Below are 25,690 nucleotides of genomic sequence, written 5' to 3' on the forward strand. Positions count from 1 at the left end.
GCATATATGTTATTGTGTAAACAGGAAGGTTGGAAGCAGAGCAGATGACCTCCCGGAGACTGCCGGGTATGATAGACCGGCGGCTGGCTAACCCGCTGAAGACCGGCCGGATAGGCGCGTTGGCCAAAGAAATGGAAAGGATGATTAAGAATATGATAAGTGATATTGTACAGGCCATTGCTGATAAGCTGGCAGATTTATATCCCGGGTATAAGATCTATACCGATGATATTTTGCAGGACTTTGTTGTCCCTTCCTTTTTAATCATCCTGACTGCTCAGGATTACAGGAAGCGCATTTGCGGCAATGACAGCACGGCAGCCTTCGATGTCGCCTATTACAGCGACAAGGGACCCCAGGATATCAAAGGGGATTGCCGGGCTGTGCAAGAGAACCTCCTTCAGAGTTTCAATCTCCTCAGAACCTTCCGGGCAACCGGAAAGAGTGCACAGGTAATAGATGGCGTGCTGCATCTGAAATTTACAGTTCGTTACTCTGAAATTGATCTTCCGGACGAGATCTTGATGCGGAAGAAGGAAACAAACACAAATTTATAGAAAGAAGGGTGAAACATGGCAGGAACATGGACCAGTCAAAACAAAATACTTCCCGGTGCATACATTAATTTTCTGACAAATGCACCATTGTCCATTACACCGGGCGAGCGGGGCATCGTTGTCCTCTTGCAGGAGATGAGTGCGGGCACTGAGGGCGAGATGTATGCAGTCACAGCTACGGACACAAGTCAGTATCCCTCCGGAATAACAGCGGCAGACAGACTGCTGGCCGGAGAAGCATTGAAGAATGCAAAAACAGTTATTTTATACAATCTTGGACAAGCAGCGCCGCATAGCAGCGAAACAGTGGAAAGGGCGCTGGCAGCTCTTAAAACAGTACAGTTTAACGTACTTTGCTATCCTTATGGGACGGTGGAGCATTATGACGAGCAGGAGCTCATTATGACCTGGATTAACGCCATGCGCGGCGATGAAGGGGTCAAGATGCAGTATGTTACTTCAAATTTTGAAGGCGATAATGAAGCATGCATTAATGTGACGTGCGGCGTGAAATTAGCGAATGGGACAACGCTGACAGCAGAGCAGACATCAGCGTGGGTCGCAGGAGCTGCGGCAGGGGCAGGCATAAGCCAGAGCAATACCGGCAAGAGCTACACAGGAGCGGTGGACGTTGTTCCCAGGATGACCAAATCCGAGATGGAGACAGCCATATCCTCCGGCGAGTTTATCTTTAAGGTTGACAGTGCCCAGAATGTAACAGTTGTATATGATATTAATTCATTGACAACCTTTTCGGTGGATAAGAATGAAGCCTTCCGGAAAAACCGCGTAATAAGAACCATTGACGGGATCAACAATGACATTACGACTATTTTTGAAAGTAATTATGTCGGTAAGGTAAACAATAATGCTGACGGACGCTCCTTGCTGAGAAGCAGCCTGATTGAGTATTTTAATGCTCTGCAGGGGATGTCGGCTATACAGAATTTTACGGCGGATGATGTTATGGTGAATGCCGGAACCGGCAGTGACTCGGTTGCCATTAACTGCTATATCCAGCCGGTTGACAGCGTCGAAAAGATTTACATTACCGTAAATTTGTCTTAGGAAGGAGGATGACACATTATGGCATTTACAAAATTATCTGATACATTAAACGCGGCTGAGGGCACGGCCTATATTACCATTGACGGAACGGTCCGGCCTCTGTTTGAGCTGTCCAGCCTTAAGGCGCAGCTGGAATACACGGTAACAGCAAAGCGTATGCTTGGCAGCCGCATGACACAGCATAAGGTTGTCGGTGTGGAAGGAAGCGGCAGTCTGACCATGTACTTTGCTAACAGCCAGTTGCTTCATCAGGCTCTGGCATATCTGGGGGGAAAAGGGTATACAGGAATTACTCTTAAGGTGAAAAATGAAGATGTACAGTCCACGGTGGGAGCGCAGGAAGTGGTATTGTATAACTGTATCCTGAATACGGTGCCGATAGCTGCCCTCGATGACAGTTCGGATGATCCGCTCACATTTGATACAGATTTTACCTTTGACGGCATTGAGTCTTTGAGTTCATTTGCATTACCTGAAAATTTTAGATAATCTTTAGATCATTCATATAAGGGAGCCCTTGCGGCTCCCTTTTTAAAGGAGGAAATTATGAGTACATTAAATGCATTTTTACATCCGGTACAGGTCGAGAACCAGGAAGTTATTATATCAAATCGTTTTATTGAGGACGGTAAGCCGATCCCCTTTGTTATCAGGCCGGTTACCCAGGAAGAAAACAAATTCCTGATTAAAAAGTATAGCAAAAAAGATAAGAAGGGCGCAGATACCTTTGACCGTGCGGAATATATTTCTGCTTTAACCGCAGCGGCAGTAGTGTATCCTGATTTGGCGAACGCAGAGCTGCAAAAGGCATATGGAGTGATCGGAGAGTCATCCCTGCTTCAGAAAATGCTGTATGTAGGGGAATATGCGGAATTGGCCCAGGCGGTGCAGGTGCTGAGCGGACTCGATAAAGATATCAATGAGGATATTGACGAAGCAAAAAACTGATACTGCAAGGTGATGCTGAGTCAAATCTGGCTCACTTTGCCTTGCAGAAGCTGCACATACGGCCCAAGGTACTGACAGGGAACGGTACAATCATGGATCCGATTGATGATAAGGAAAGGGCTTTTATTTATGCAAGCATCATGCTTCGTGTGGAGGATGAAAAGAAGCAGGCAGCAAAGATTAAGCCGAAAGGAGGAAGAAGATAATGGCCACATTAGATGCAGCACTTAGATTATATGATGGATATTCAGAAACGATAAATCAAGTGATACAAAGTACTAATATTGCAACCTATGAAATATCACAGACCAGTATGGCTGTTGATAACCTGAACATAAATCTTGGTAAAACGGGCGACAAAGCGGCTTCAGCCAGTGCGGGCCTAAAAAAAGTTCTTAAGGCGGGTATGGGCATAGCGAAACAATATATGAAAATAGCCGATGCATATATGAATACCGCGGCCGGACTGGAATCCATCAACGATGGATCGCAAACACAGGCGGAACTGCAGGATAAGGTATTCGCGGCGGCAGATAGGGCGAATGGATCCTATGCCAGTATGGCTGCTTCAGTAAAACAGCTTGGCATGACTGCAGAAGATGCTTTCCCCACTAATGATGAAGCGATAGCGTTTGTTGAGCTGGTTCAAAAATCAATGAAAATCGGCGGTGTCAGCGAGGCGGAACAGGGTGGGGCAATGATGCAGTTGTCTCAGACAATGGGAAAAGGAACATTAACAGGGGATCAGTTTAGTTCAATAGCAGAAAAGGTACCTTTGGTTTTTGAAGCGGTTTCCAAATACATGGGTAAGTCTGGAAGTGAAGTGAAAAAATTGGCCTCGGATGGAGTTATCACCGCGGATATAATAAAAAATGCTATGTTTGGCATGAGTAATGAGATCAATGGTCAGTTTGAAGCGATGGACATGACCTTTGGTGAAGTGTGGAATAAAATTAAAAATGCTGCCTTAAAGGCATTCGGTCCTATAATCGAAAAAATAAGCACGTTTATTAATTCACCGGCATTTATGGATGTGATTAATATTGTTATTACAGGCCTGAATATTCTGTCACTTGCAGTTGGCGGATTAATTGATTTTCTGGTTGGAAATTGGCCGATTATAAGATCAATTTTGCTGGCTATTGGAATGTTTCTCATATTTCAGCTGATTGGATATCTGATGGCAGCTATTACTGTTTTGATCGCCCATGTAGCGCTATGGTGGTCTATGAATACCCCGATTCTTGCCGTAATAGGCACGATTCTCCTTATTATTAATGCCCTTATGTCCATGGGAGTGACATTTGAGGACATCTTTGGATTTATTGGCGGCGTAGTCGGTGTAGCGGTAGCAGGCATATGGAATCTATTTGTCGGACTGTTTGAATTTCTTTTAGGCATACTTAATTTTATAGTTAATCCATTTATCAATTTGGCAAATTTTATCGGTAACGTATTCAGCAACCCGGTGTCTTCCATCGTATACTTATTCCAGGGTATGGCAGACACCGTATTAGGTATAATTGAAGCGATAGCCAACACCATTGATGCCGTATTTGGGAGTAATCTTGGGGAGACGGTATCAGGATGGAGAACGGACCTTAAAAATATGGCTGATAAATATGTGGCCAAACGTGCACCGGATGAAAACTATCAGAAACTAATTGATAATAAAAATTGGACGGCGGAATCCTTCGGGATAAAGAGGATGGATTACAAAGAATCGTGGAATAAGGGGGAATCGGTAGGAAAAAGTGTTTATTCCGATCTTTCTGAGAAAATCAAGGGTCTTACGGACCAATTTACACAGAAGGATGATAAAGGAACCGCATCTAATCCCACGGTGGTTAAAGGTTTTGGCAGTGGCGGCAAAGTAGATGTGAATATGGCGACAGAGGATTTAAAATATCTCAGAGACATAGCTGAGCGTGAATATATCAATAAATTCAGCACAGCAACCCTGGCACCCAATGTACAGATCTCCTTTGGTGATGTACATGAAACAGCTGACATGGCAAAACTAAAGGGAACCCTGGAACAGATGATGCGTGAAGAGATTGCAGTTGCAGCAGAGGGGGTGTTTTAATGAGTTATGCGGTATGGTTTAAGCGTAACAGAACAATTTATAAGCTTCCGGTCAATCCGGAGGAAATTGAGATATCCTCTGCCTTGGCAGTGGAAAAGTATGAGGTGCTGAGGCAGGGACAGATCGCGGTTCCGGTAAATATGGAACTGGCGGAATACTCCTTTGAAACGGAGCTTCCCTGTACTGCTTATCATTATGTTACAACATCGAATGAATTTAAAGACGCTGAGTTTTATCTTTCCCGATTTGAAAAATGGCGCAATAAGCTGGAGGCAGTCCAGTTTATTGCCGCCAGATTAGAAGACGGCCCCGGCCTAATAGAAAGCATCAATACCATGGTGCTGATTGAGGAGCTTTCTATTGTTGAAAAGGCAGGGGAAGAAGGTGATAAATACGTTAAATTCAAGCTCCTGGAATACAAGAATTATAGCAAAAAACCGGCTGATGAAATCATCTATACCCGGTCTGCTGTATCAGGTACATCGAAGGCAAAGAAAAGTAAGAAGGTGATAACCGAGGCGGTTACTCCCAAGAGTACCGGATATTATGTAGTGAAGGCAGGAGACAGTCTTTGGTCCATTGCTAAGAAACAGTATGGGGATGGGAGCAAATGCAATATTATTTACAATGCCAATAAAGACAAAATAAAGAATCCCAGTTTGATTAATGTTGGCTGGAAATTAAAAATTCCTGCAGAAAGTGAGTTCTCTAAATATTCAGCTCCGTTACCGACGGAGAAAAAAGAGACTAAAGCGGAAAGAGTCAAAACAAACACAACCCAAACCGCATTCCAACAGGCCGGATTAAATATTCAAGGGTATCAGAGCGGCAATTATGCTAGTAAACGTTTGCACGCATTTGGAGGTGGAATCTTCTGGTGAAAATTGAAATGGCTATTGAAACCGAAGCCGGAGTTTTTGATATAACAGAGTTGGTCAGCCGGATATCCTTCACAGATAAGCTGAATGACGGTTGCAGCAAGCTGGAATTCACCTGTGTTAATAACAGTCCGGCACTCACCAATGGCACCATTGTCCGATTTATCTATGACAATCTCAAGTTTTACGGAGTTGTATTTAAGCTTGGCTGGAATACCAAGGGAGAGGTGTCGGTCACGGCTTATGATCAGCTCCGGTATGCCAAGGCCAAGGACACAATCATATCCAAGGGTGAAACCATTTCCAGTCATGCGAAAAAGATGTGCCGGCGTCTCGGACTGACCGTTGGTGAACTTGCAGACACTCAATACATGTTGGCCACAGAGCCGAAAGATGATAAGACATGGCTGGATATCATATATGAAGATATTCTGGAGACCTTGCAGAATAAGGGAAAGTGGTACATGCTTCGGGATGAATACGGCAAGGTATGTGTGCGGGATTTAGAAAACTACCGTTTGAATCTGATTCTTGGCGACGAAAGTCTTTGCTATGATTACAGCTATGAGAAGTCTATTGACGATACGACATACAATGCCATTAAGCTGGTGAGCGATAATGAGAGCACCGGAAGGAGAGAGGTGTATATTGCGGAAGATAACCGCGCCATTGTTAAGTACGGGGTGCTGCAATACTTTGAGGTGCTGGATAAAAACATTAGTACGGCAAAGATGAAGTCGAAAGCGGATATGCTCCTGAAGCTTTATAGCCGGGAATATGAAACCTTATCTATGGACTGCCTGGGTGATACGAATATCCGGGCAGGCTGCAGCATAAGGGGGATGATAGGCGATATTGGGCTGAATGGATGGCTGATCGTGCAGTCAGTGACTCATGATTTTTTGCCGGTTTACAAAATGTCGATTGAGGTGAGGATATGATAAACGAGATTAAAACGATTATACAGAACTATATAAACAATGCTAAGCTTTGCTGCTTGATTACCGGTACGGTGACAAGAGATGGCATCCAAATAAGTGATAAACTCATTCTTCCCTTGGAGCTCATAACCGGTAATCTGAAACATTCCATTGCAGCCGGTCAGAAGGTCCGGCTGCTTCGGGATCATGGAGGGAAAGTGTTTTACATTCTGGAGGTGATGAATGATGAGCCTGACAACTGATCTTGAGTTGTCCGAAGAGATAGAAACATCTAGGACATATAAACTGTCTGCCGGCAAAATCCAAGGCCATACGGATGGATTGGAGGCCTTACAGCAAGCTGTATATAAGGTGCTGAATACGGAAAAGTATGAGTATCCGATATACGGCTTTTCTTATGGAATTGAGCTGGAGGATTTAATCGGGAAGGATCCTGCATATGTCAAGATTGAACTGAAACGACGGATTTGTGAGTGTTTGCTTTATGATGAAAGAATTACAGAAGTAGAAAATTTTATATTTTCCTCAAGAGGAGACCAGCTGCTATGCAGTTTTAATGTAACCAGCGTTTTTGGAAGTATGAATATAACCAAGGAGGTGAGAACCAATGTTTGAAGCTTTTACTTATGAGGTGATTTTAGAGGATATGCTCAGCCGTGTAGTAAGTGATGTTGATAAGCGGGAGGGGAGCGTGATTTATGATGCCCTGGCCCCTGCGGCTTATCATCTGGCAGAGATGTATTTCTATCTGGATACCTTTATGGATCTGGTATCGGGTGATACTGCGGTTGGCGTATATTTAGACAGGGTAGCGGCGGATCAGGGACTTACCAGAAAAGAAGCTACCTATGCCATCCGTAAAGTTGAAACAACCGATCCGATTAATATCGGAACACGGTGGGCTGTCAATGATGTAATATATACTATTACGGAGCTGCTCTCTGAAAATGTCTACAGTGCAGCCTGTGAGCAGATTGGAGAGATTGGTAATACTTACTCAGGTGTGCTTGAGAGTATTGATAATGTATCTGGAATAACCGCCGAGTTGACGGACATCCTGTCTTCCGGGGAAAATGAAGAAACGGATGAGGCATTAAGAGTGAGGTTTTATAATAAAGTACAATCTGCAGGCAGCAGCGGCAATAAATACGATTACCGGAATTGGGCTCTGAAGGTGCCTGGCTGCGGTGATGCCAGGGTATATCCTTTATGGGATGGTCCCGGAACGGTAAAAGTACTGGTGGTAGATGAAAACATGAGTATTGATGAAAATCTCCCGGATAAAGTTTTCAATTTTATTGAGACAGTCCGACCGGCAGGCGCTACTGTTACGGTAGAGAATCCGGCAGGCTTTGCAGTCGGGATATCCGCAAATGTGATCCTTGATGGTACAAAAACCTTGGAAGCAGTTAAAACAGCTTTTGAAGAAAGCTTAACAGCCTATCTGAAGGATACGGTATTTGAGGTTTACAGTATAAGTTATGCAAGGATAGGAAGCTTGTTGCTGTCAACTGCGGGGGTTAAGGATTATGATGCTCTGCAGGTCAACGGAAGTAACGAAAATATTGTGATAGATGATAATAAAGTGCCGATCTGCGGCGCGATAACGCTGACGGAGGTGTGATATGAATTTAATGGAGTTATTACCCCCGGTCTATGAAGGAAATGCTACAATGCAGGAACTGCAGAAGCTCCTTTCAGATGGTGTCAATGCTTTGACCGATGGAATAAATGATGTGGTTAATGAGAGTTGTGTCGGCACAGCCTCAAAGCAATTGAGCCGGTATGAAAAAATCTTTGGGATCAAGACGGATATTAACAAATCGGATGCCTTCAGACGGGAGAGAATTTTAGCAAAGATCAGAGGAATAGGGACAGCTACTAAGACCATGATGGAGCAGACAGCCAGGGCATATTCAGGAGGAGAGGTCAAAATCATAGAACATCCGGAGAGTAACAGCTTTGTTGTGAAGTTCATCGGCACCCTTGGAATCCCGGAGAACATGGAGGATTTAACCGTGACCATGGAGGAGATAAAACCGGCACACTTAAGCTTTACCTATGAATATGTGTATAATCCACACTCCCAGCTGGCGCGATTAACTCACGCACAGCTGTCATCCCGTACATATTATCAAATTAGAAATGAGGTGTTAAAATAATGGCAGAACAAACAGGAAATTACGGTTTAATAAAGCCGGCCGAGAACGAATATTATGATATCAATGTCCAGAATACGAATATGGATATCATAGATACGGAGCTAAAAAAGCAAGAAACGGATCTGGATGAAATACGGGAAAATACTGAGACTGTGTCGACGAGTACTCTGTCCCAGCACAAATCCATCTTTTCCGCTGGCACTGGAAGCAATAATGAAGGAACTGAGTATGATATCCGAGACATTATCAAAGGTGGACAGTCAAAATTAAAGATTAAAGGATTTACATCACAGAACTTGATTAAGAACGGTGATTTCAGCAACGGCGTAACTGGTTGGAGCGGTGGAGGTGGAACAATTGCCGCTTCTAATGGTACATTAATTCACACCGGTAATGGGAGTGCTAATTATCCGTATACACAAGTCATCTCACCACACAAAGGCATAGTAGGGCATAAATATTATATAAGCTATCTGGTTAGAGTGACTAATAATAATTGCACAAGATTAGATATTAGAGTTCCCGGAATACCAGAGGCCCAGACAATAATGAACGCTCCTTCTGCGAACATATGGTACTCATTAGGGGTAATCATAAACGCATTAGATACATCAAGTGTTTTTGCTTTATTTCATATTTATGCGGATGCAACTACTGCAAATGGTAAAGTGATGGAAGTAAAAAAGGTAATGTGTGTTGATCTCACAGAGTTATTTGTCGCAGGAAATGAGCCCACTAAAGAGCAATGTGATTACATATTTGATCATTACATTGATGGATTACAGGGTGTAGGAAGTCACAATATTATTAGTGTTGGTAAAAATTTGTTTTCAGAACAGTGGAGGCAAGGGGACTGGAATAACCCAAGTACCCTTACCAGACTTTCAACCAATAATCCGATCTTTGTACAAAAAGGAAAGACCTATTATATAAACACCAATAGTGATAGCATTTTTTCGCATTCCATTGGGCTGTCCGATGCAAAAAGCGGCGGTATCTTAATAGGAGCAGTAAGTTTTGGAGTGAAGACATTTACTCCTCCTATTAACTGCTGGGCATTCCCGGTATTAAGAAAGGTAACGGATGGAAATATATCTGTTGGAGATATTGGAGAGTACAAACTTCAAATAGAGGAAAACACAGCCACAGATTACGAACCTTATCAATCATCTGAATATATTGTAAGTTTGCCAGGGGTTCAGATGCACAGATTGCCGAATGGTGTATGTGATGGCATTAAAGAAGTAAACGGTAAAGATATTATGATTAGAAGAACTTCCGCGTATACACTATTAGCTTCTGATATTTTAACTCTTTATACCGAATACAGTAATCTTGATTATGTAATTGTGGAGTTACCGTCCAACGTCATGTCCAGAGGTACTGCCTCGGCTGCAATCCGTAATGCGAGTAATAAGATACTCACAGATAAGACAGCCCCAGCTGATATAGATTTCATTAACGATGTAAGTATGTACTGGAAGCATGGATACGGTGAGAGTTTTACTGTGGACAAACGGATGATTTTTATGTTTCCCAAAGGCTCCTATGCAAATTTTGCAGCAGTACAGGCGGCGTTTGTGGGAACTAAAATTGTATATGAGTTAGCAGTGCCGCTGGTATACTCTAGCGGTAATAATGAGGCTGGATTTAAAACAGAAGGGAATCTGGAGGTATTTGAGGACGGGACCGTATACCAGGAAAGTACAGTATCTGATAAACAATGTAGCAATGTTATTGTTGATATTACCTATAATCTTAGTGATAAAGCTGTTGCAATGGCGAACAGTGCTGAATTTACAGCTTTACACAAGATGATAAATGGTAAGTTAAAGAACAGTAAAGATTGTTCTGAAACGGGTGTTAATGCAAATGTAGAAGGAAGGGGAAATGTGGCAAGTGGACCTAATTCCCATGCTGGGGGATATAATAGTATTGCCGAAGGACCTCATTCATTTGTACACGGTCAAGGTTTACGCTCTCACCCTCAGTCGTATGACCAAGCAGTATTTGGTAGATTTAATGAAGTTAGCAATGTTGATTTACTTCAAGTGGGTGCAGGCACATCGGAAGCAAATCGATGGAACACTCTAGCTGTAAACGAATCAGAAATTATACAGCGGTGCGTCCCGTATTCCGGGATATATACTCAAACCGATCTGGATAATATCATTAATGCAACAAGGTTTAGAATGAATACTTGGTATCGGTTTTTCATAGATATTAGGGTTTCGGGTTTAAGCCTACCAGAAAGAGGTACATGGTTAGTTGAGGGACACAAATCTGATGATAATTATCAATGGCAGATAGCAAGGAGATATGGCAGTGGTGGAATAATTGAGTATAGGAGAGCAAAAAATAATGGCGTATGGACTGTCTGGGAATCGTTAAATGATAATTTGCTTACATTAACATTTCCTACAAGTGCCACCCTAAAAATTAATAGTCAAGAAGAATTTAACAATTTATTAAACTATGTTATGCAGGACATGCCAAATGGAACGCTGTACAGAAGAGTACTAAGCTTATACGTCGTAATACCAGCGCCAATGAATTCAGGTGGCTCCTGGCTATTGGAGGGATTTAAGGCTTCCGATACCTATCAATGGCAAAAAATAACCGGGTATTTTAGTGGCAAAATCTATTTCAGGGCCTGTGCAGGCGGGAATTGGCAAGAGTGGCAACAAATCGCCATGGTTAAATAGCTATTTATGTGACGACAGGAAGATTACCTAACAGTGCAATTATGCTAATATTTGCGTCCAACATTACATTATTTGTTAAAACAAACGCATTATTAACAATTGAAACTTTTATATCGCCGCCCGATAATAAAGTAGCATAATGATCCCTTGCACTTGTACCAAAACCATATCCGCTCATGATATAAATTGCATATAACGTGCCTAACTGCCCCTGTATTGCAACCAACCATGTAAAGTTGTCACTACTATGTGTTAGCGTTTTTGCTCCCCCGTTACCAGATATGATAGAGGATTTTTGCTTTATACTGCCCAAATTATCATTTATTAAATCAAAAGAAAGGATAACAAACTATGGATAATATGAAAATCGTATTAAATTCAGGTAAAGAGTTTTTTGCAACATCGGTGTTTAATAACGCTGAAAATCAGATCACCATTGCCCTGGCAGGAATTGAGAGTTACGATTCGGCCAGAGCAGAGTTTACACCGGAGGCTATGCAGGAACTGAGACATTATGTATCAGAAGATACATACATTCCTTATGAGGGATACACGCAGTATGTGGAGACAACTAGAGTAACGGAGTTGGAGGATGGAAAAGAAGTTGCCTTTGTCTTCCAAAAACCATCAAAAACGGAAATTCAATTAGGCGAGATAGCAACCCTCCGAGAGCAAATCAGCTTGATGCAGGACGCACTTAATGACTTAATATTAAATCACCCTTGGCAAATTGACCTATAATGAGGTGGTTATTGCCCGCCTGATTTTAAAAGCAAAATCGATGATTATATCGAGGAAAAGGAAGTGACAATTGATAAGACAGTATAATGCATCCGAAGAGGGTGCTAAATTTATGCCCAAAGGAGGTTTTATGAAACAGACAGTATTAGCGGCGATCGGTATCGCCGGAAGCTTTATTGCAAATTTACTCGGAGGGTGGGACACGGCATTGCGGGTATTAATACTTTTCATGGCGGCAGACTACATATCCGGGCTCATCGTGGCGGGAGTATTTAAAAAATCACCAAAAACAGATCATGGGGCCCTGGAAAGCAGAGCCGGGTGGAAGGGATTATGCCGCAAGGGCATGACCCTGCTGATCATCCTGGTTGCAGCCCAGCTGGAGGGGATCACCGGTACAAGCATCATTAGAAATGCGGTGATTATTGCATATATTGTTAATGAGGCGATATCCATTCTCGAAAATGCCGGGCTGATGGGGTTACCCATTCCGGCGGTAATTCGAAATGCAATCGACTTATTAAAAAAGAAATCGGAGGATCAGTAAATGAAGATTAATGTAGACGCAGGCCATGGAGCTAATACAGCCGGGAAACGGACCCCTCCGTTTCCGGTGGCGGTCGATATCGATAAAGACGGCGTCAATGATGTCAAAAAAGGGGAACAGTACCGGGAGCATTACGCCAATGTAGGCGTTGCTTCCCTGCTGGTAAAAGAGCTGCAGCGCAGCGGCTTTGAAGTAATGCAAACAGGCTTTAATGATGACAAAGCCGCGGATGACCCTGACACAGCTCTGGCAGAGCGTCAGAGGGCAATTGCAAAAGCAAATTGTGATTACAGCATATCCGTCCATTTCAATGCTTATGGTGACGGTGCAAGCTTTAACAGTGCCCAGGGCGTGGGAGTCTATATCCATGACAAATATGCAGGCCAATCCGACAAACTGGCCCAGACGGTGCTGAAACACCTGGCGGGAGGCACAAAGCAGACCAACCGGGGCGTGACGAAGCAGTCCCTGGCAATGTGCAACTGCAATGCCATGGATGTCAAGGCAGCCATCCTGTGTGAGCTGGCCTTCATGACAAATGAAAAGGAGGCCACAACCATGATGGCCAACAAAGACTTCTGGCTGGAATGCGCCCAGGAAATTGCCAGGGGAATCTGTGAGTACACGGGCGTAAAATATGTGCAGGCAACGGAGTTGCCGCAAGACACTATGCCGGCAAAGACAATCACACCGGAATCGCCCAAACAGGATATTAAATGGGCTCAGGAACACCTGAACGCGGTTATCCCTGCCTGGCTGCCGAAGCTGGCAGCGGATGGCTCCTTCGGGCCAAAGACACGCATTGCGGTACTGGTCTACTGGGACCAGCTGGGATGGGGAAAGCACATGCAGGATGACGGAACCAAAATCGGAAGTGCAACAAGGAACGCGTTAGCTGCGGGACGGATGAAATAGCTGAAACCAGATATACCCCGGCCAGATTGGAATTCTGGCCGGGGTATTCAATACATCACATATACCTTGCAGATAACGCATACATAAAATATAGATACATTCTAAATTCTAAAATCACAGTTATCTTGTCTCACCCATAAAGCACAGCCCAATGGCACCGGGACCGGAATGGGAGCCGATACTGGGACTGACATAGTTGATTATAATTCTGGGGTTCGGCAGCTTCTCGCGTATCAAATCAGCCAGATAATTGGCATCCTCCAAAGCGTCGCCGTGAGCGATGCAGATCACCTCGTCGCTGTCCCTATATTTCCCCATGGATTCCAGCATACTATTGCAGATGGTTACAAGGGATTTCTTTCTTCCTCTGGCATTGGACAGCGGTACCAGCTGTCCCTCTGCGTTGACATAGAGAATAGGTTTAATATTAATCATGGAACCGATCACGGCGGTTGTTTTGGAAATCCGGCCGCCCCGATGGAGATGGTTCAGGTCATCAACGGTGAACCGCACGCAGAATTCCTGCTTATGCTCCTCAAGCCAGGAAGCCACTTCATCGAGGGACTTACCTTCCTCCTTCAATTGCACGGCCTTCATGACAAACATTCCCTCGCCCATGGAAGCATTCAAGGTATCCACCACAATAATTCTGGTTCCGGGATTCTCTTCGCAGATCTCGTTGGCGCCAGTCACCACATTGCTGCAGCCGCCGCTCAGTGCGGAGGAAAAACTGATATGTAGTACATCCAGTCCCTGGTCTGCATAACCCTGAAAGGTACGGCGTATCACCTCGGGATTGCTGGCCATTGTAGTGGGCATGTGCCCCTTACGCATCTTGTCATAGAATTCTTTTGGAGTCAGATTGACTTCGTCCCCGTAGGTAATCCCCTCAAGATCATAATAATGGGGTATGATGCCGATTTGTTTCTCTCTGATATATTCATCCAGTAAATCGGAATTTGAGTCAGCAGTAATAACGAAATTCTTCATATCTAGGCCCTCCTGGCTTCTAAATTATAAGTCCATTTTACTAAATATAAACTTTTTTCGCAATACTAATGTATTAGAAATAGTTTATTTTTTATTTATAAAAAATTTATAATTAAAATACACCGCATTTTATCTCTAAAAACAGATGGAGGAGAACTGATATCTGAAGATTCTCTCTTAAAGCGCGGGCCTGGCTCGGGCAACCTGTAAAATCTACATAGCTCCTCTATATTTTCTCCATACTATTATTTCCTTGAAAAAATATAATGTTAGTAAGGACGGGCAGTATATGCTGACCGTGTTAAAGAAGCAAGGCGTGCAAAGGAAGAGCCGGATCACAAGAAAGGGATTGGTATGAATATGCATGGAATTACCTTGACCTCCGGTCCTATGGACTGGGAGATTATACAGCAGGAAAACGGTTTTGCCAGGGTTGTGATAGCCGGAAAATATAAGGTACATCCTGCGGCGGTTGAAGTAGGTGTAGCAGGTACGACTCCGGTGGTAAGGGTGATGCGGGAAGAGGATAATATGACAGTTGTTCCCTGGACGGCTGCCCGGCATATCATCTGCGGAGAGAATTTCACAGGGGAGTTTGAGACAGAGCTGGAGCTCCCGGCGGGGGGACTGTACCGGATCGAAACCAGTCTGGAGACCAGAAGCACCCTGCCCAATCTGACCTGGATGTACCGGGGGGATTGCATCCTTCACGTAGGTGTGGGCAATTTGTTTATTATTGCAGGGCAATCCAATGCTGCAGGCTTCAGCAGGGATTTCTGTACGGACCCTCCTCATTTGTGTGTCCATTTGTTCCGAAACAGAAGAACCTGGGATCTGGCCAGTCATCCTATGAATGAAAGCACGGCAGCAGACTCCCCTGCCAATGAGGAAATGGGAGTTCCGGGAGTATCACCCTATCTCTCCTTTGCCAAGAATTATTACCGGATGACCGGGATGCCGGTGGGTCTGATTCAGACTGCCCTTGGCGGTTCCCCTATGAAGCGGTGGAAGCCGGAGGTCGGAGACCTCTATCAGAATATGATGGACAGAATTCATCAGACGAAGGGGCACTATGCGGGAGTTCTCTGGTATCAGGGATGTTCCGATACGGAGCCGGAGGCTGCCGCCCGGTATTATGAGAATTTTAAGGAATATGTACAAGCCGTGCGCAGGGAGCTGGGATATGAGATTCCCTTCTTCACAACGCAGCTGAACCGGCAGGTGAACGGTCTGCACGATACGGCCTGGGGAATGGTCCGGGATGCCCAGAGAAGGGCGGCAGCAGAGCTTCCGGGCGTCTACATTCTTTCCACAACCAATCTCAGCATGTCTGACGGCATTCATAACAGTGCCCAGGCAAATGTCGCCCTTGGTGAAAAGCTTGCCAGACAATGCGCCCATGTGCTGAGCGGCGGAGAGGAATTCGAGGCTCCTGTTTTGACCGGTGCGGCAATGGTGACGGCAGAGGAAGGAAAGGAGCTGAAGCTGGAGGGCAGTTGGATGAAGCTTACCTTTGCCCATGTGAAAACCTGTTTCATGATCTATTCCAGCCTGGGGAAGGACAGCGGATTTACCCTGAGGGATAACCGCGGGGATATCACAGTCAGAACGATACGGGCCAACCGGGAGGACAGGAATCGGATTTATCTGGAGCTGGACAGGGTACCGGAAGGAGAAGCATATCTTTCCTTCGCCTGGGAGGCAGATCCGGTCCGGCTGCCTGTGGTGGATGAAGTTACCTACATGCCTCCGTTATCTTTCTATAATTTGAAAATCATTGATTAAAGCATCGTAAAGCGCCGAAGCTGCCTTTGACATCTTAATCAGGTAAAAAATACAGCAAACAGCTAAAAAGGAGACGCATATGAAAGAAATAAATTGGAGCAAAGTAAGAAAAGAGGCGCCGGAGTGGTTCCGGGATGCGAAGTTTGGCCTGTTCTTCCACTGGGGGCCTTACAGTGTACCTGCCTATAAAGATGAATGGTATTCCCGCAATATGTATGCCAAGGGGCTGCCCCACAACAAGCATCACGAGGAGACCTATGGAAAGCTGCATGATTTCGGATATAAGGATTTCTATCCCATGATGAAGGGAGAGAAATTCGATGCCGCGGAATGGGCCAGGCTGGTGAAGCGTTCCGGTGCCCGGTACGCGGGACCGGTCAGTGAGCATGCAGATAATTTCTCACTCTGGAACAGCAAGGTGAACCCGGTCAATAGTGTGAATTATGGTCCTAAGAGGGATGTTGTGGGAGAATGTATGGAAGCCTTTCGCAAGGAAGGAATCCGCACCCTTGCCACCTTCCACCATCAGTGGCTCTGGGGCTGGTTTATGTCCACTGATAACGAAGCGGATGTATATGATCCGGCGAATGAGAAGTTCTATGGTCCGGCATTGCCGCTGGAGACGAACCGCTATATGCCCTACCGCTATCCGGATGAAGCTTTCTGCAAGACCTGGCGTGATAAAGTATGGGAAGTAATCGATCAATACGATCCGGATGTGATCTATTTTGACAGCCGTACCTATCTCATTGCAGAGGACTATCGGTTTGATATCGCTGATTATTATTATGACACCAAGGGGAAGAAGGATGGTATCATTACTTACAAGCAGGAGGATTTCCCGGAGGGAATCGGCGTCTATGACATTGAATGCGGACGTTTTGCTTCCCCCAAGCCCTTCCCCTGGCAGTCCGATGACCGTCTGGAGGACAATATTACCTGGTGCATGGTTCAGGAACCGAAGTATAAATCGGCGGAGCGCATCATCCACCAGCTCTGTGACATCGTTTCTAAGAACGGGAACCTTCTGTTAAATGTAGGCCCCTACGCAGACGGCTCCTTCCACCCGGTTGCGGTTAAGATTTTGGAGGAGATCGGCGACTGGCTGGAGATCAACGGAGAAGCAATCTATGAGACGAGACCCTTTGTCATTGCGGCGGAAGGTCCGTCTACTGTGGATGATACCAATTATAATGTGGAAATGATTCAGGAGCAGCTGGAGAAGGGGGATGCAGTGGAGGTCGGCAATACCCTGCTGACCGGACAGGATTACCGCTTCACCGCCCGGGGAGAGGCTCTGTATGCAATTGCCATGGGATGGCCTGAGGAAGGAGAGTTTCATATCCGCACACTCAGGGAGAACGGCCCTTATGCCAGGGAGATACAGCAGGTATCCATGGTCGGATGTGATGAAACGCTTTCCTATTACCGGGATGCCCAGGGACTGCATGTGACTGCTCCGAAAGGAAAGCCCTGTGATTGTGCCTATGTATTGAAAATTAACGGATAATGAATAAAGGTCTGCTTGCGGACTGCTCATGGACACGGCAAAATAAAAAAATAAGCATATCGTTCTTAATGGGTGACATGCTTGTTTTTTTATTTCATTCGGGTAATCCGGATATTTACCATCTCATATCCAATAACCAGTTATTGAGCTTTCGCTCCCGGTTACGGAGCTGGTGCTCGCCCTCGTACTTACCCTGCTTATAATCTCCGCTGATTTGGCCGTCAATGATATACAGCACCCGGTCGCATATGGCGGCAACGCGGGCATCGGGAGTGACAAGCATAACGGTTATGCCCAAGATTAAAAAATTAGTCTTCTTCTCAAACGGGAATCGCTTAATCTGCTGAGCAGCTCATTTGTGATGGTTCCCGCACCAACTGCTGTCTGCTCTGCGGTGATTACTTCCGCACCGTCGCTGCCGATCAAAGTAACAGCATCCCCCCTTTTAACATCAGAAACTCCGGTAACATCGACCGTCAGCTGATCCATACAAATCCGGCCGATAATCGGCACCTTACATCCTCTGATTAAAACATGGCCTTTTGCGGAAAGGCTACGGGGAAATCCGTCCGCATATCCAATGGAAATAACGGCAATTTTCTTTTCTTCCTGTGCGGTGAAGCTCCTTCCATAGCCCACGCTCTCTCCGGGGGCAATTGTCCTGATAAGGGCAACTCTGGATTTCAAGGCCAGAACAGGACGCAGATCCAGGGAGCATTTGGTATTTGCATCAGAGGTGCTTAAAACACCGTAAAGAGCAATTCCAATCCGGGCATAGCTGCATTGGAGCTCGGGATAATTCAAGACCCCGTAGCTGCTTTGAATGTGTGTCGGAGGAAGCGGGATCTGCTTTGTCTTTAACCCGTCTAAAAGCTCATAGAAGTTTTGAATCTGCTGTTTCGTAAAAGAAATATCAGTCTCTTCCAGGCTGTCTGCCGCGCAAAGATGTGTAAAAATGCCCATAATCTTAAGATTCTTACAATCAAATATAGATGCAATTTCAGATAAATGCCGATAGCTTTCTCCAAGCCGATGCATCCCTGTATCCACTTTAATATGAACCGGTATCGGCTTGCCAAAGCAATTTAAGTCCCTTGCATGTTCGGCATCGGCCACCGTTTGCGATAAACCATACCGAAAAAGCAAGGGGGCCTTTGTTGGCGGTGTATAGCCGAGAATCAGGATTTCGCCTTTCATTCCTTTCCTGCGCAGATGAATTCCTTCGTGAATGGTAGCAACAGCAAAGGTGTGAATACCGATGCGGTTCAGGAAGGACGATATTGAAACAGCGCCGTGACCATAGGCATTTGCTTTCACAACCGCCATGATCTCACAGCCGGCAGGGAGCGTTTCTTGTAAAACCTTTACGTTGTGCCGCAGGTTTACCATATTGATTTCAGCCCAGGCCCGGTCTTTGCTCTCCATAGAATGCATCCCGGAAGGAAGCATGGGGCCGAGTTTTACATTGACTTTTTTAGATCTTATCATAATCCGTCCCTCCATAATGTCACCACAACTCCGTCTTCGTTATTGCCCGATACTTGATATGGAATGTGATCGGGGATTTCTGCCAGGGCCTTCCGGTCATCTGTAACAGAAACATGGAAGATCTCAAAGCTTCGCTGGTTACGCTTGAAATGCAGGTGATCGCCCCGGTAGGGAAACTGTTTAAGGTAGCCGGTGTATTCCTCCAATGTGAAATTCCGCTCCCTCATCAGCTCCGAATGAGGATATCCTACATAGCGGAAATGCCATGGTTCATGGGCGATATGTGTGATTTCCTCACGGCCTGCGGGATAGCGCTCAATAAAACCATAGGGTACGGAAAGCTCACGGAAAATTCCGCAGATACCGTTGTAGGGGAAGTCAGGGCGAATAAAATCAATGTTATTCCCGTTCTTTGCAAGATCGATGGCAAGGCCGGTTTGGTGTTCGCTGCAACCCGGGACGGCAACATATTTTTGTGTAAAAACTCTCCCGTGTTTGCGCAGGGAATCCGCATAGATCGCCTGCTGTTCCTGCATCGTACGGTAACCGCTGACCGGAACGACCTCATGCCTGCATTTTAAGCGGGCCGTAATTTCCGACAGCATTTTAGCAGCCTGCCTTTCCAGGAAAATCCGCGCAAAATCAGGACGCACAGGCATAAGGCAATTCTCCGGAACAGGAGCTGTCAAAGGGTGGGAAGGGTTGACGAGAATCAGATGCCCCTTTGAAATATCGGCATGGGTAAATTGAAGCGTTTTCATGACAGCATCGCCAGCCTTATGAGCTCTTCTATAATTTGCGGAAAGGTCATCCCGATTCCTTTGAGCATATTGGGGTAACGGCTGTGGGAGGTGAAGCCGGGGATCGTATTTACTTCATTAAAGACGATTTCCTTTCCGGGGGTCAGGAACATGTCCACCCTTGCCAGGCCCCGGCAGCCAAGAGTCCGGTAAATGGAAGCCGCCGTTTGCTTTACCCGATTGGCCGTGTCCTCGTCAATGCGGGCAGGCATGTGTATTTTCGAGGTTTTTAAGGTGTATTTCTCCGTGTAGTCAAAAAAGCCCTGCTCCAGCTCAATTTCATCAACCTGGCCGATGGTAAGCGTTTCATTGCCAAGGACCGCGCAGCCGACTTCAAAGCCCGCAACCGCCTCTTCGATAATCACCTTCCGGTCATGCCGGGAAGCGGTAAGAATTGCATCCCACAGCTCACTTTGTGCATTGACTTTGGTAATGCCAAAGGAAGAGCCGGAGTTGACCGGTTTCACGAAGAGAGGATATTGCAGGTCCGCAGTCATTTTATACAGTTCATTGGGAGAGACGGGAGCATCCAGTACAACCGACTCAGGAGTTTTGATCCCTGACAAGCGTATCAGCTTGTGCGCGATGTCCTTATCCATGCACAGGGCTGAGCTGAGGGTTCCGCATCCAATGCAGGGAATGCCCGCCATCTCCAGCAGGCCCTGTACCGTTCCATCCTCCCCGTTTCTGCCGTGTAATACGGGAAAGGCTGCGTCAATGGGAATTGCCGTTACCTTGCCGTCTTCTGTTACAAGAATTCCATGGGCCTTGCGGTCCGGTGAAATAACCGCCGGAAGGCAGGAGGGATGTCTGCTCCAGCTATCCTCCTGTATCTGGCTGGTGCTGCCGCTGTATTTCAGCCATTCACCCTGGCGGGTGATGCCAAGGAGAATAACATGATATTTCTCCGGGTTAAGATTTTCGATCACGGAACAGGCTGACTGCAGGGACACCTCATATTCCGTAGACTGACCGCCGAACAGAACGGCTATTGTTGTTTGTTTCATAATATCAATCCTTTCATTCTGATTTTATTGAACATAAGAGCAGGCATCAAAAAACCTGTCCGGTTCCGGTATATGTAATATTACCAGAAGCGAACAGGCCATATTGGAATTTGCGCTTATTAAAATCTTAAGAAAGCCTTAGGGAACTCTTAGTTTGGGTGTCAGGCACCGTTTTTGGACACCGTTTTTGCAGCTTTGGGAAGAGTGACGGTAAAGGTTGTTCTGTCCTCCTCGCATTGCGCCGCGATGGTTCCGCCGTGGGCGGTCACAATCTCCTTTGCTATGGCAAGGCCGAGTCCCGCGCCTCCGGTTTGCGAGGAACGGGCCGAGTCCAGGCGAAAAAAGCGTTCAAAAATGGTTTCCAGCTTTTGCGGCGGAATCGGATCGCCGGTATTTGCGAATTGAATCACTGTATTTTCTGCATCTTCAAAGGCCGTGATATCGATGACGCTTCCCTCGTAGCTGTATGCAACAGCATTTTTCAAAATATTATTAAACACCCGGGAGAGCTTATCCGCATCCCCCCATAGAATCAGACCCTCCGGCACATGAACGGCTGTCTGCTTGCTTTGGGGTGACAGCATGGGGTAGAATTCATCCGCTATTTGCCGGAGCATGAAGGAGAGATTAATCTTTCCCTTATTTACCAAAATAGAACTTAAATTGAAACGGGTTATTTCAAAGAATTCCTCGATAAGCTGTTCCAAACGGAAGGCCTTTTCCAGCGTGATGCCGGTATACTTGATCCGCTGCTCCGCGGGCATATCCGGAGCCTCGTCCAAAAGGCTCAGATATCCGATTACGGAAGCAAGGGGAGTTCGGATATCATGGGCAAGATTCACAACGAGGTCGTTTTTGCGCTGTTCGGCCTCTCTGGCATCCCGTTCATTTTGCAGGGCGATTCGTTTGATCTGATTCATTCGGTATTCAATTTCTCGAAGCTCCTCCGACAGCTGGATATCCTTCTCCTCCGGCTGTACCAGGGCCGCACTGGCATCCGCAATTTCCACAATGTAACCGACGGTTTTACTCCAATCAATATAGACTATGATTGCCACAGTCAGGAACCAGACCAGGAGCAGTAAAAAGGTGAAATGACGCTCTATGGTCTTTAAAAAGTAATACAGAGGTGTCGGCTGCCAGACAATACGGGAAGCAAGGTAATAGACCAGAACAACACCAATCACATACAATACGGTCACGAGGATAATCGTCATGATACATCGGAGGATTGTTTTTCGGATAAATTTGGAATGAAACTGATTATTCTTCAATTCGGTAGCCAACCCCCCATACCGTTTTTATATATTTCGGGTGTTCCGTACTGTCGTTCATCTTTTCCCTTAAATGACGGATATGAACCATGACGGTGTTGTTGCTGTTGGTAAAATACTTTTCTCCCCAGACCTCATGGAATAATTCTTCCGAACTGACCACACGCCCCCGATTCGAGGCCAGCACCCATAGGATGGAGAATTCCGTCGGAGTCAGAGGCAGCAGTCTCTCGTTCAAGGTACATTCGTGCTTGTCCTTATCCAGGATCAGGCCGGAAAATATAATAATATTTTCTTCCTGAGCCGGTTCGGCAGTATTGTATCTTGTGAATCTCCGTAACTGTGCCTTTACCCGTGCAACCATTTCAAGAGGCCGGAAGGGCTTTGTAATGTAATCATCCGCACCCAGGGTGAGCCCGGTGATCTTATCGATTTCCTCATCCTTCGCCGTCAGCATAATCACCGGAAAGTTATGCTTTTCCCTGAGCTGCTGGCAGATGGAAAAACCGCTGATATCAGGAAGCATGACATCCAGGATAGCCAGATCTATCGTCTCATGCTCGATACATTGCAAAGCATCCTGCCCGTTATAGAATTTCAGTACATTATAGTTTTCATTTTTCAAATATACGGCAATCAAATCCGCTATCGCTTTCTCGTCATCTACCACTAAAATATTTATCGCCATCGTCTGCTCCGCTCCTTGTATTACGTAAAAACCCATAAAATCATATCAAATCATTAGAAATGATTCTATGGGTTTTACCTTAACAAAACCTTAAGATTATCTTAAGGCTTGTTCCTGTTCTGATAATTCTCGTTCTGCCGGTCAATATATTCTTCCAGCCCCTGTTCGTACATGGTATTCAAGGTACTCTCCCACATACGGATGGGATCGCCGTTACCAATAATGCATTCGATGAAGGCTCCAAGAACCTGGGAGGAGTTAAAATAATCGGAGGGTTCCTTTGGGTAGAGGAGAAAGGCGTGGGGTCTGATAATCTGCGTTGTGTTTTCCTGGTACCAGAGAACGGATTTCCGTGCCAGCTTTACACAGGCTTCCCCATAGCGCTGATAATTCATTTCTGTATCTTCAAAGTCCTCCCAGCCGCCCCCCCAGGTGGCAATGTTTGCAAAAAGGGTGAGGGAAGGATATTTTCGTTCCAGAAAATCCGAGGCTTTCTCATCGATATTCAACAGGTACTTATAATTCCCGTCTTCTGTTCTGGTATAGTCCACGCCCTCGATGCCGTAGAGGCATAGCCGCCTTCCCTGCTCTGAAAGCAGAAATTCAAAGAGGGCAAGGATGCGTTCCAGCTTGGCATCATCCGCGGCGGAAGAAATATAGGATTCCGACCAGAAGACACCGCTGGAATTACTGTAGCGTATCCCGTCGGGAGCGGGAAAGACGGGAAGCACATCGACACACTCTTCAAAAGGCTTGTCATTAAGCACATCCCATTGCTCCTTTACCTCCCGGAAGGCGGAAGGAGAGGATTTGTATTCCAGCGCGCCAAGCCGGCCGGCAGCAAAGTCCTCCATAACAGTAACGGGAGATTTGGTATAGAACTCCGGATCCAGGCCTCCGGCGTCATACAGGCGCCGGTAAGAGGCGATGACCGTCTTAAAGTCCTCTGTCGTCCAGGTTGGAACGAAGCGCCCGTTCTCCTCTACCCAGGAGAAGATATTACATTTTGGCGCAATCCCCAGGATGACCCATTTTCCCAGGGCGGCTCTGGTATTAACATTATAGCCGATGGTATCATCAATGCCGTTGCCGTCCGGGTCCTCCTTGGCAAAGGCGGCAGTCAGAGCCAGAAACTCTTCGAAATTCTCCGGGTCCTCCAGGCCCAGCTGATTCATCCAGTCTCTGCGTACCAGCAGGGCGGCATCGGTGGAAGTCAGAATCGGGGTGGTGAAGGAAACTCTGGGGATGGCATAGAATGCGCCGTCGGAATACCGGGTATAGGGAACCGCCTTCAGCAGTCCGTTCAGTAGGGGGTAGGAAGAGAGATCCTCCGGAAGTGCCCGGATGGAGCCGCTTTCGATCATATCCGTATAGGAGGCGGAGTCATCGGTATTGCTGGAAGAGATGGTGACGGTGGCAAACACATCCGGCAGGCTTCCCGTCGCGCTGAGGATCTGATAGCGTTCCTTATAGTTAGACCATGTAACGGAAACCGGGTGAAGGGTGATATTAAACAACTCTTCCATATACTGGGTTACATCATCAGGCTGGGCTGCCTTCACCATGGCATCAATATTCCAATAGCCTACGCTGATATCCAGGTGCTCGTCAAAGGAAAGCCCTTGAAGAGAATCCGGCAGTACGGAGCGGTCCGGTCCGGTCAGCTCCGCCGGGGACGCACAGGCCGGGAGAGTAAAGAAGAAACAGGCGAGAAGAGCGAATAGGGCATAGCGTTTTATATTTCTCATAAATTGCCTCCTTAAATTGGGTCTGGAGATTGCGGCTCCGGTTATCCTGGCAGAGAATCAGCCGCTTCCGCATGCTCCATTTTTTTGCGGTATGCCGAGGGGGTACAGCCCATCACTCGTTTAAATACCTTGGCAAAATAGAAGTAGTCGCTGTAGCCCACCTGGGTGGCAATCAGAAATACCGTCTGATCCGTATGGGTCAGCAGCCAGACCGCGTGGTCAATGCGCAGGCTGGTGAGATAGCTGATGAAGGTAATTCCCATTTCCTGTTTGAAAATCTGGCTGGCATAGTTGGCATTGATGGAGCAATGATCGGCCAGATTCTGTATGGAGATATCCTCCTGGTAATGAAGTTCGGTGTAATCGATCATCATTTGAACGGATTTATGGGAAGAGACCAGATGCTTTGGAGTAAAGGACTCTACAACCTTTGCGGGAGGAGCGGAGCGGCTGCCGCCCTCTGCTTCTGCCTGCTGCTCATTTAGAATATGGTAGGCCTTCAGCATGGCATCCATCAATTCGCTGTGGGAGAAAGGCTTTAAGCAATATCCGATGGCATTGTGGAACATGGCCTTCTGGGCATAGGCAAATTCGGCGTGACCGCTGATCATGATAAATAAGGTGCGAAGGCCTTCCGCATGGGCCGTCTGAAGGATATCCAGCCCGCCCATGCCCGGCAGGCGCACGTCCACGAAGGCAAGATCGGGCTGATGCTCCCGAATGTACTCCAGGCCGGACAGCCCGTCATAAAGCTCCGCCTTAATTTCAAAATATTCCTGATCCCGAATGGTGGCAATGAGGCTTTTTACCACCCATTTCTCATCATCAATAACAATTACCTGATACATAAGC

General features: G+C 46.2%; 28 protein-coding genes. 18 read left to right on the plus strand and 10 right to left on the minus strand.

Annotated features, from left to right (window positions below; genetic code table 11):
- Positions 1–29: 29 nt before the first annotated feature.
- The 13 genes from HNQ56_RS21670 to HNQ56_RS21730 are packed head-to-tail and all read left to right on the plus strand — an operon-like array spanning position 30 to position 11,345.
- Positions 30–557, plus strand: coding sequence for a phage tail terminator family protein (locus HNQ56_RS21670; protein WP_429150364.1), 528 nt, complete (start codon positions 30–32; stop codon positions 555–557).
- A gap of 15 nt (positions 558–572) precedes the next feature.
- Positions 573–1,625 carry a phage tail sheath C-terminal domain-containing protein gene (locus HNQ56_RS21675; RefSeq protein ID WP_429150366.1) on the plus strand — a complete coding sequence of 351 codons (1,053 nt, stop codon included), beginning with the start codon at positions 573–575 and terminating at the stop codon, positions 1,623–1,625.
- Positions 1,626–1,643: 18 nt separating this feature from the next.
- Entirely contained in the window at positions 1,644–2,114 is a 471-nt protein-coding gene (locus HNQ56_RS21680) for a phage tail tube protein (protein WP_429150368.1), read from the plus strand.
- Between the two features lie 57 nt (positions 2,115–2,171).
- The gene (locus tag HNQ56_RS21685) at positions 2,172–2,573 is read left to right on the plus strand and encodes a phage tail assembly chaperone (RefSeq protein ID WP_429150370.1); all 402 of its coding nucleotides are present in this window, start codon (positions 2,172–2,174) and stop codon (positions 2,571–2,573) included.
- Between the two features lie 41 nt (positions 2,574–2,614).
- Positions 2,615–2,779 carry a hypothetical protein gene (locus HNQ56_RS21690; protein WP_429150372.1) on the plus strand — a complete coding sequence of 55 codons (165 nt, stop codon included), beginning with the start codon at positions 2,615–2,617 and terminating at the stop codon, positions 2,777–2,779.
- Positions 2,779–4,659 carry a tape measure protein gene (locus HNQ56_RS21695; protein ID WP_429150373.1) on the plus strand — a complete coding sequence of 627 codons (1,881 nt, stop codon included), beginning with the start codon at positions 2,779–2,781 and terminating at the stop codon, positions 4,657–4,659. The genes HNQ56_RS21690 and HNQ56_RS21695 overlap by 1 nt, the downstream gene beginning before the upstream one ends.
- Entirely contained in the window at positions 4,659–5,540 is an 882-nt protein-coding gene (locus HNQ56_RS21700; protein ID WP_429150374.1) for a LysM peptidoglycan-binding domain-containing protein, read from the plus strand. The genes HNQ56_RS21695 and HNQ56_RS21700 overlap by 1 nt, the downstream gene beginning before the upstream one ends.
- Positions 5,537–6,478 (plus strand): XkdQ/YqbQ family protein, encoded by a 942-nt coding sequence (locus tag HNQ56_RS21705; protein ID WP_429150376.1) that lies wholly within the window; start codon positions 5,537–5,539, stop codon positions 6,476–6,478. The genes HNQ56_RS21700 and HNQ56_RS21705 overlap by 4 nt, the downstream gene beginning before the upstream one ends.
- Positions 6,475–6,720 carry a DNA helicase gene (locus HNQ56_RS21710; RefSeq protein ID WP_429150377.1) on the plus strand — a complete coding sequence of 82 codons (246 nt, stop codon included), beginning with the start codon at positions 6,475–6,477 and terminating at the stop codon, positions 6,718–6,720. Before HNQ56_RS21705 ends, HNQ56_RS21710 begins: the two co-directional genes overlap by 4 nt.
- Positions 6,704–7,093, plus strand: a complete 390-nt coding sequence (locus HNQ56_RS21715) for a DUF2634 domain-containing protein (protein ID WP_429150379.1) — start codon at positions 6,704–6,706, stop codon at positions 7,091–7,093. Before HNQ56_RS21710 ends, HNQ56_RS21715 begins: the two co-directional genes overlap by 17 nt.
- Positions 7,086–8,102 carry a baseplate J/gp47 family protein gene (locus HNQ56_RS21720; protein WP_429150380.1) on the plus strand — a complete coding sequence of 339 codons (1,017 nt, stop codon included), beginning with the start codon at positions 7,086–7,088 and terminating at the stop codon, positions 8,100–8,102. The genes HNQ56_RS21715 and HNQ56_RS21720 overlap by 8 nt, the downstream gene beginning before the upstream one ends.
- Before the next feature lies 1 nt (position 8,103).
- The gene (locus HNQ56_RS21725) at positions 8,104–8,640 is read left to right on the plus strand and encodes a putative phage tail protein (protein WP_429150382.1); all 537 of its coding nucleotides are present in this window, start codon (positions 8,104–8,106) and stop codon (positions 8,638–8,640) included.
- A complete protein-coding gene (locus HNQ56_RS21730) occupies positions 8,640–11,345 on the plus strand; it encodes a pyocin knob domain-containing protein (protein ID WP_429150383.1) in 2,706 nt (901 codons plus the stop codon). The genes HNQ56_RS21725 and HNQ56_RS21730 overlap by 1 nt, the downstream gene beginning before the upstream one ends.
- Positions 11,346–11,349: 4 nt before the next feature.
- Here HNQ56_RS21730 and HNQ56_RS21735 read toward each other — a convergent pair whose 3' ends face one another.
- Complete coding sequence (locus tag HNQ56_RS21735) at positions 11,350–11,523, minus strand: hypothetical protein (protein WP_429150385.1); 174 nt, start codon at positions 11,521–11,523, stop codon at positions 11,350–11,352.
- Positions 11,524–11,696: 173 nt separating this feature from the next.
- Here HNQ56_RS21735 and HNQ56_RS21740 point away from each other — a divergent pair, with 173 nt between their 5' ends.
- The 3 genes from HNQ56_RS21740 to HNQ56_RS21750 all read left to right on the plus strand — a co-directional run bounded on the left by HNQ56_RS21740 (position 11,697) and on the right by HNQ56_RS21750 (position 13,548).
- Complete coding sequence (locus HNQ56_RS21740; protein ID WP_429150386.1) at positions 11,697–12,086, plus strand: hypothetical protein; 390 nt, start codon at positions 11,697–11,699, stop codon at positions 12,084–12,086.
- A 130-nt stretch (positions 12,087–12,216) separates the two neighbouring features.
- On the plus strand, positions 12,217–12,633 hold the full coding sequence (locus HNQ56_RS21745; protein WP_429150388.1) for a phage holin family protein: 417 nt from the start codon (positions 12,217–12,219) through the stop codon (positions 12,631–12,633).
- A complete protein-coding gene (locus HNQ56_RS21750; protein WP_429150390.1) occupies positions 12,634–13,548 on the plus strand; it encodes an N-acetylmuramoyl-L-alanine amidase in 915 nt (304 codons plus the stop codon).
- Between the two features lie 120 nt (positions 13,549–13,668).
- On the opposite strand, the gene HNQ56_RS21755 is transcribed toward HNQ56_RS21750, so the two are convergent.
- Positions 13,669–14,538, minus strand: coding sequence for a DegV family protein (locus tag HNQ56_RS21755; protein ID WP_429150391.1), 870 nt, complete (start codon positions 14,536–14,538; stop codon positions 13,669–13,671).
- Between the two features lie 354 nt (positions 14,539–14,892).
- Here HNQ56_RS21755 and HNQ56_RS21760 point away from each other — a divergent pair, with 354 nt between their 5' ends.
- The gene (locus HNQ56_RS21760; RefSeq protein WP_429150392.1) at positions 14,893–16,323 is read left to right on the plus strand and encodes a sialate O-acetylesterase; all 1,431 of its coding nucleotides are present in this window, start codon (positions 14,893–14,895) and stop codon (positions 16,321–16,323) included.
- A 49-nt stretch (positions 16,324–16,372) separates the two neighbouring features.
- Positions 16,373–17,833, plus strand: coding sequence for an alpha-L-fucosidase (locus HNQ56_RS21765; protein WP_429150480.1), 1,461 nt, complete (start codon positions 16,373–16,375; stop codon positions 17,831–17,833).
- Between the two features lie 115 nt (positions 17,834–17,948).
- Here HNQ56_RS21765 and HNQ56_RS21770 read toward each other — a convergent pair whose 3' ends face one another.
- From HNQ56_RS21770 to HNQ56_RS21805, 8 genes are all read right to left on the minus strand, one after another.
- A complete protein-coding gene (locus tag HNQ56_RS21770) occupies positions 17,949–18,116 on the minus strand; it encodes a hypothetical protein (RefSeq protein ID WP_429150393.1) in 168 nt (55 codons plus the stop codon).
- A 17-nt stretch (positions 18,117–18,133) separates the two neighbouring features.
- Positions 18,134–19,321 (minus strand): serine racemase VanT catalytic subunit, encoded by a 1,188-nt coding sequence (vanT, locus tag HNQ56_RS21775; RefSeq protein ID WP_429150394.1) that lies wholly within the window; start codon positions 19,319–19,321, stop codon positions 18,134–18,136.
- Entirely contained in the window at positions 19,318–20,082 is a 765-nt protein-coding gene (locus HNQ56_RS21780) for a D-alanyl-D-alanine carboxypeptidase family protein (protein ID WP_429150396.1), read from the minus strand. Before HNQ56_RS21780 ends, vanT begins: the two co-directional genes overlap by 4 nt.
- Entirely contained in the window at positions 20,079–21,128 is a 1,050-nt protein-coding gene (vanG, locus tag HNQ56_RS21785; RefSeq protein ID WP_429150398.1) for a D-alanine--D-serine ligase VanG, read from the minus strand. Before vanG ends, HNQ56_RS21780 begins: the two co-directional genes overlap by 4 nt.
- A gap of 161 nt (positions 21,129–21,289) precedes the next feature.
- Positions 21,290–22,402 (minus strand): sensor histidine kinase, encoded by a 1,113-nt coding sequence (locus tag HNQ56_RS21790; RefSeq protein WP_429150399.1) that lies wholly within the window; start codon positions 22,400–22,402, stop codon positions 21,290–21,292.
- Positions 22,392–23,090, minus strand: a complete 699-nt coding sequence (gene vanR / locus HNQ56_RS21795) for a VanR-ABDEGLN family response regulator transcription factor (RefSeq protein WP_429150400.1) — start codon at positions 23,088–23,090, stop codon at positions 22,392–22,394. The genes HNQ56_RS21790 and vanR overlap by 11 nt, the downstream gene beginning before the upstream one ends.
- Positions 23,091–23,191: 101 nt before the next feature.
- The gene (locus HNQ56_RS21800; protein WP_429150401.1) at positions 23,192–24,838 is read right to left on the minus strand and encodes a type 2 periplasmic-binding domain-containing protein; all 1,647 of its coding nucleotides are present in this window, start codon (positions 24,836–24,838) and stop codon (positions 23,192–23,194) included.
- 41 nt (positions 24,839–24,879) lie between these two features.
- Positions 24,880–25,686, minus strand: a complete 807-nt coding sequence (locus HNQ56_RS21805) for a response regulator transcription factor (RefSeq protein ID WP_429150402.1) — start codon at positions 25,684–25,686, stop codon at positions 24,880–24,882.
- Positions 25,687–25,690: the final 4 nt, after the last annotated feature.

Source organism: Anaerotaenia torta (assembly GCF_050433395.1).
GTDB lineage: Bacteria > Bacillota > Clostridia > Lachnospirales > Lachnospiraceae > Mobilitalea > Mobilitalea torta.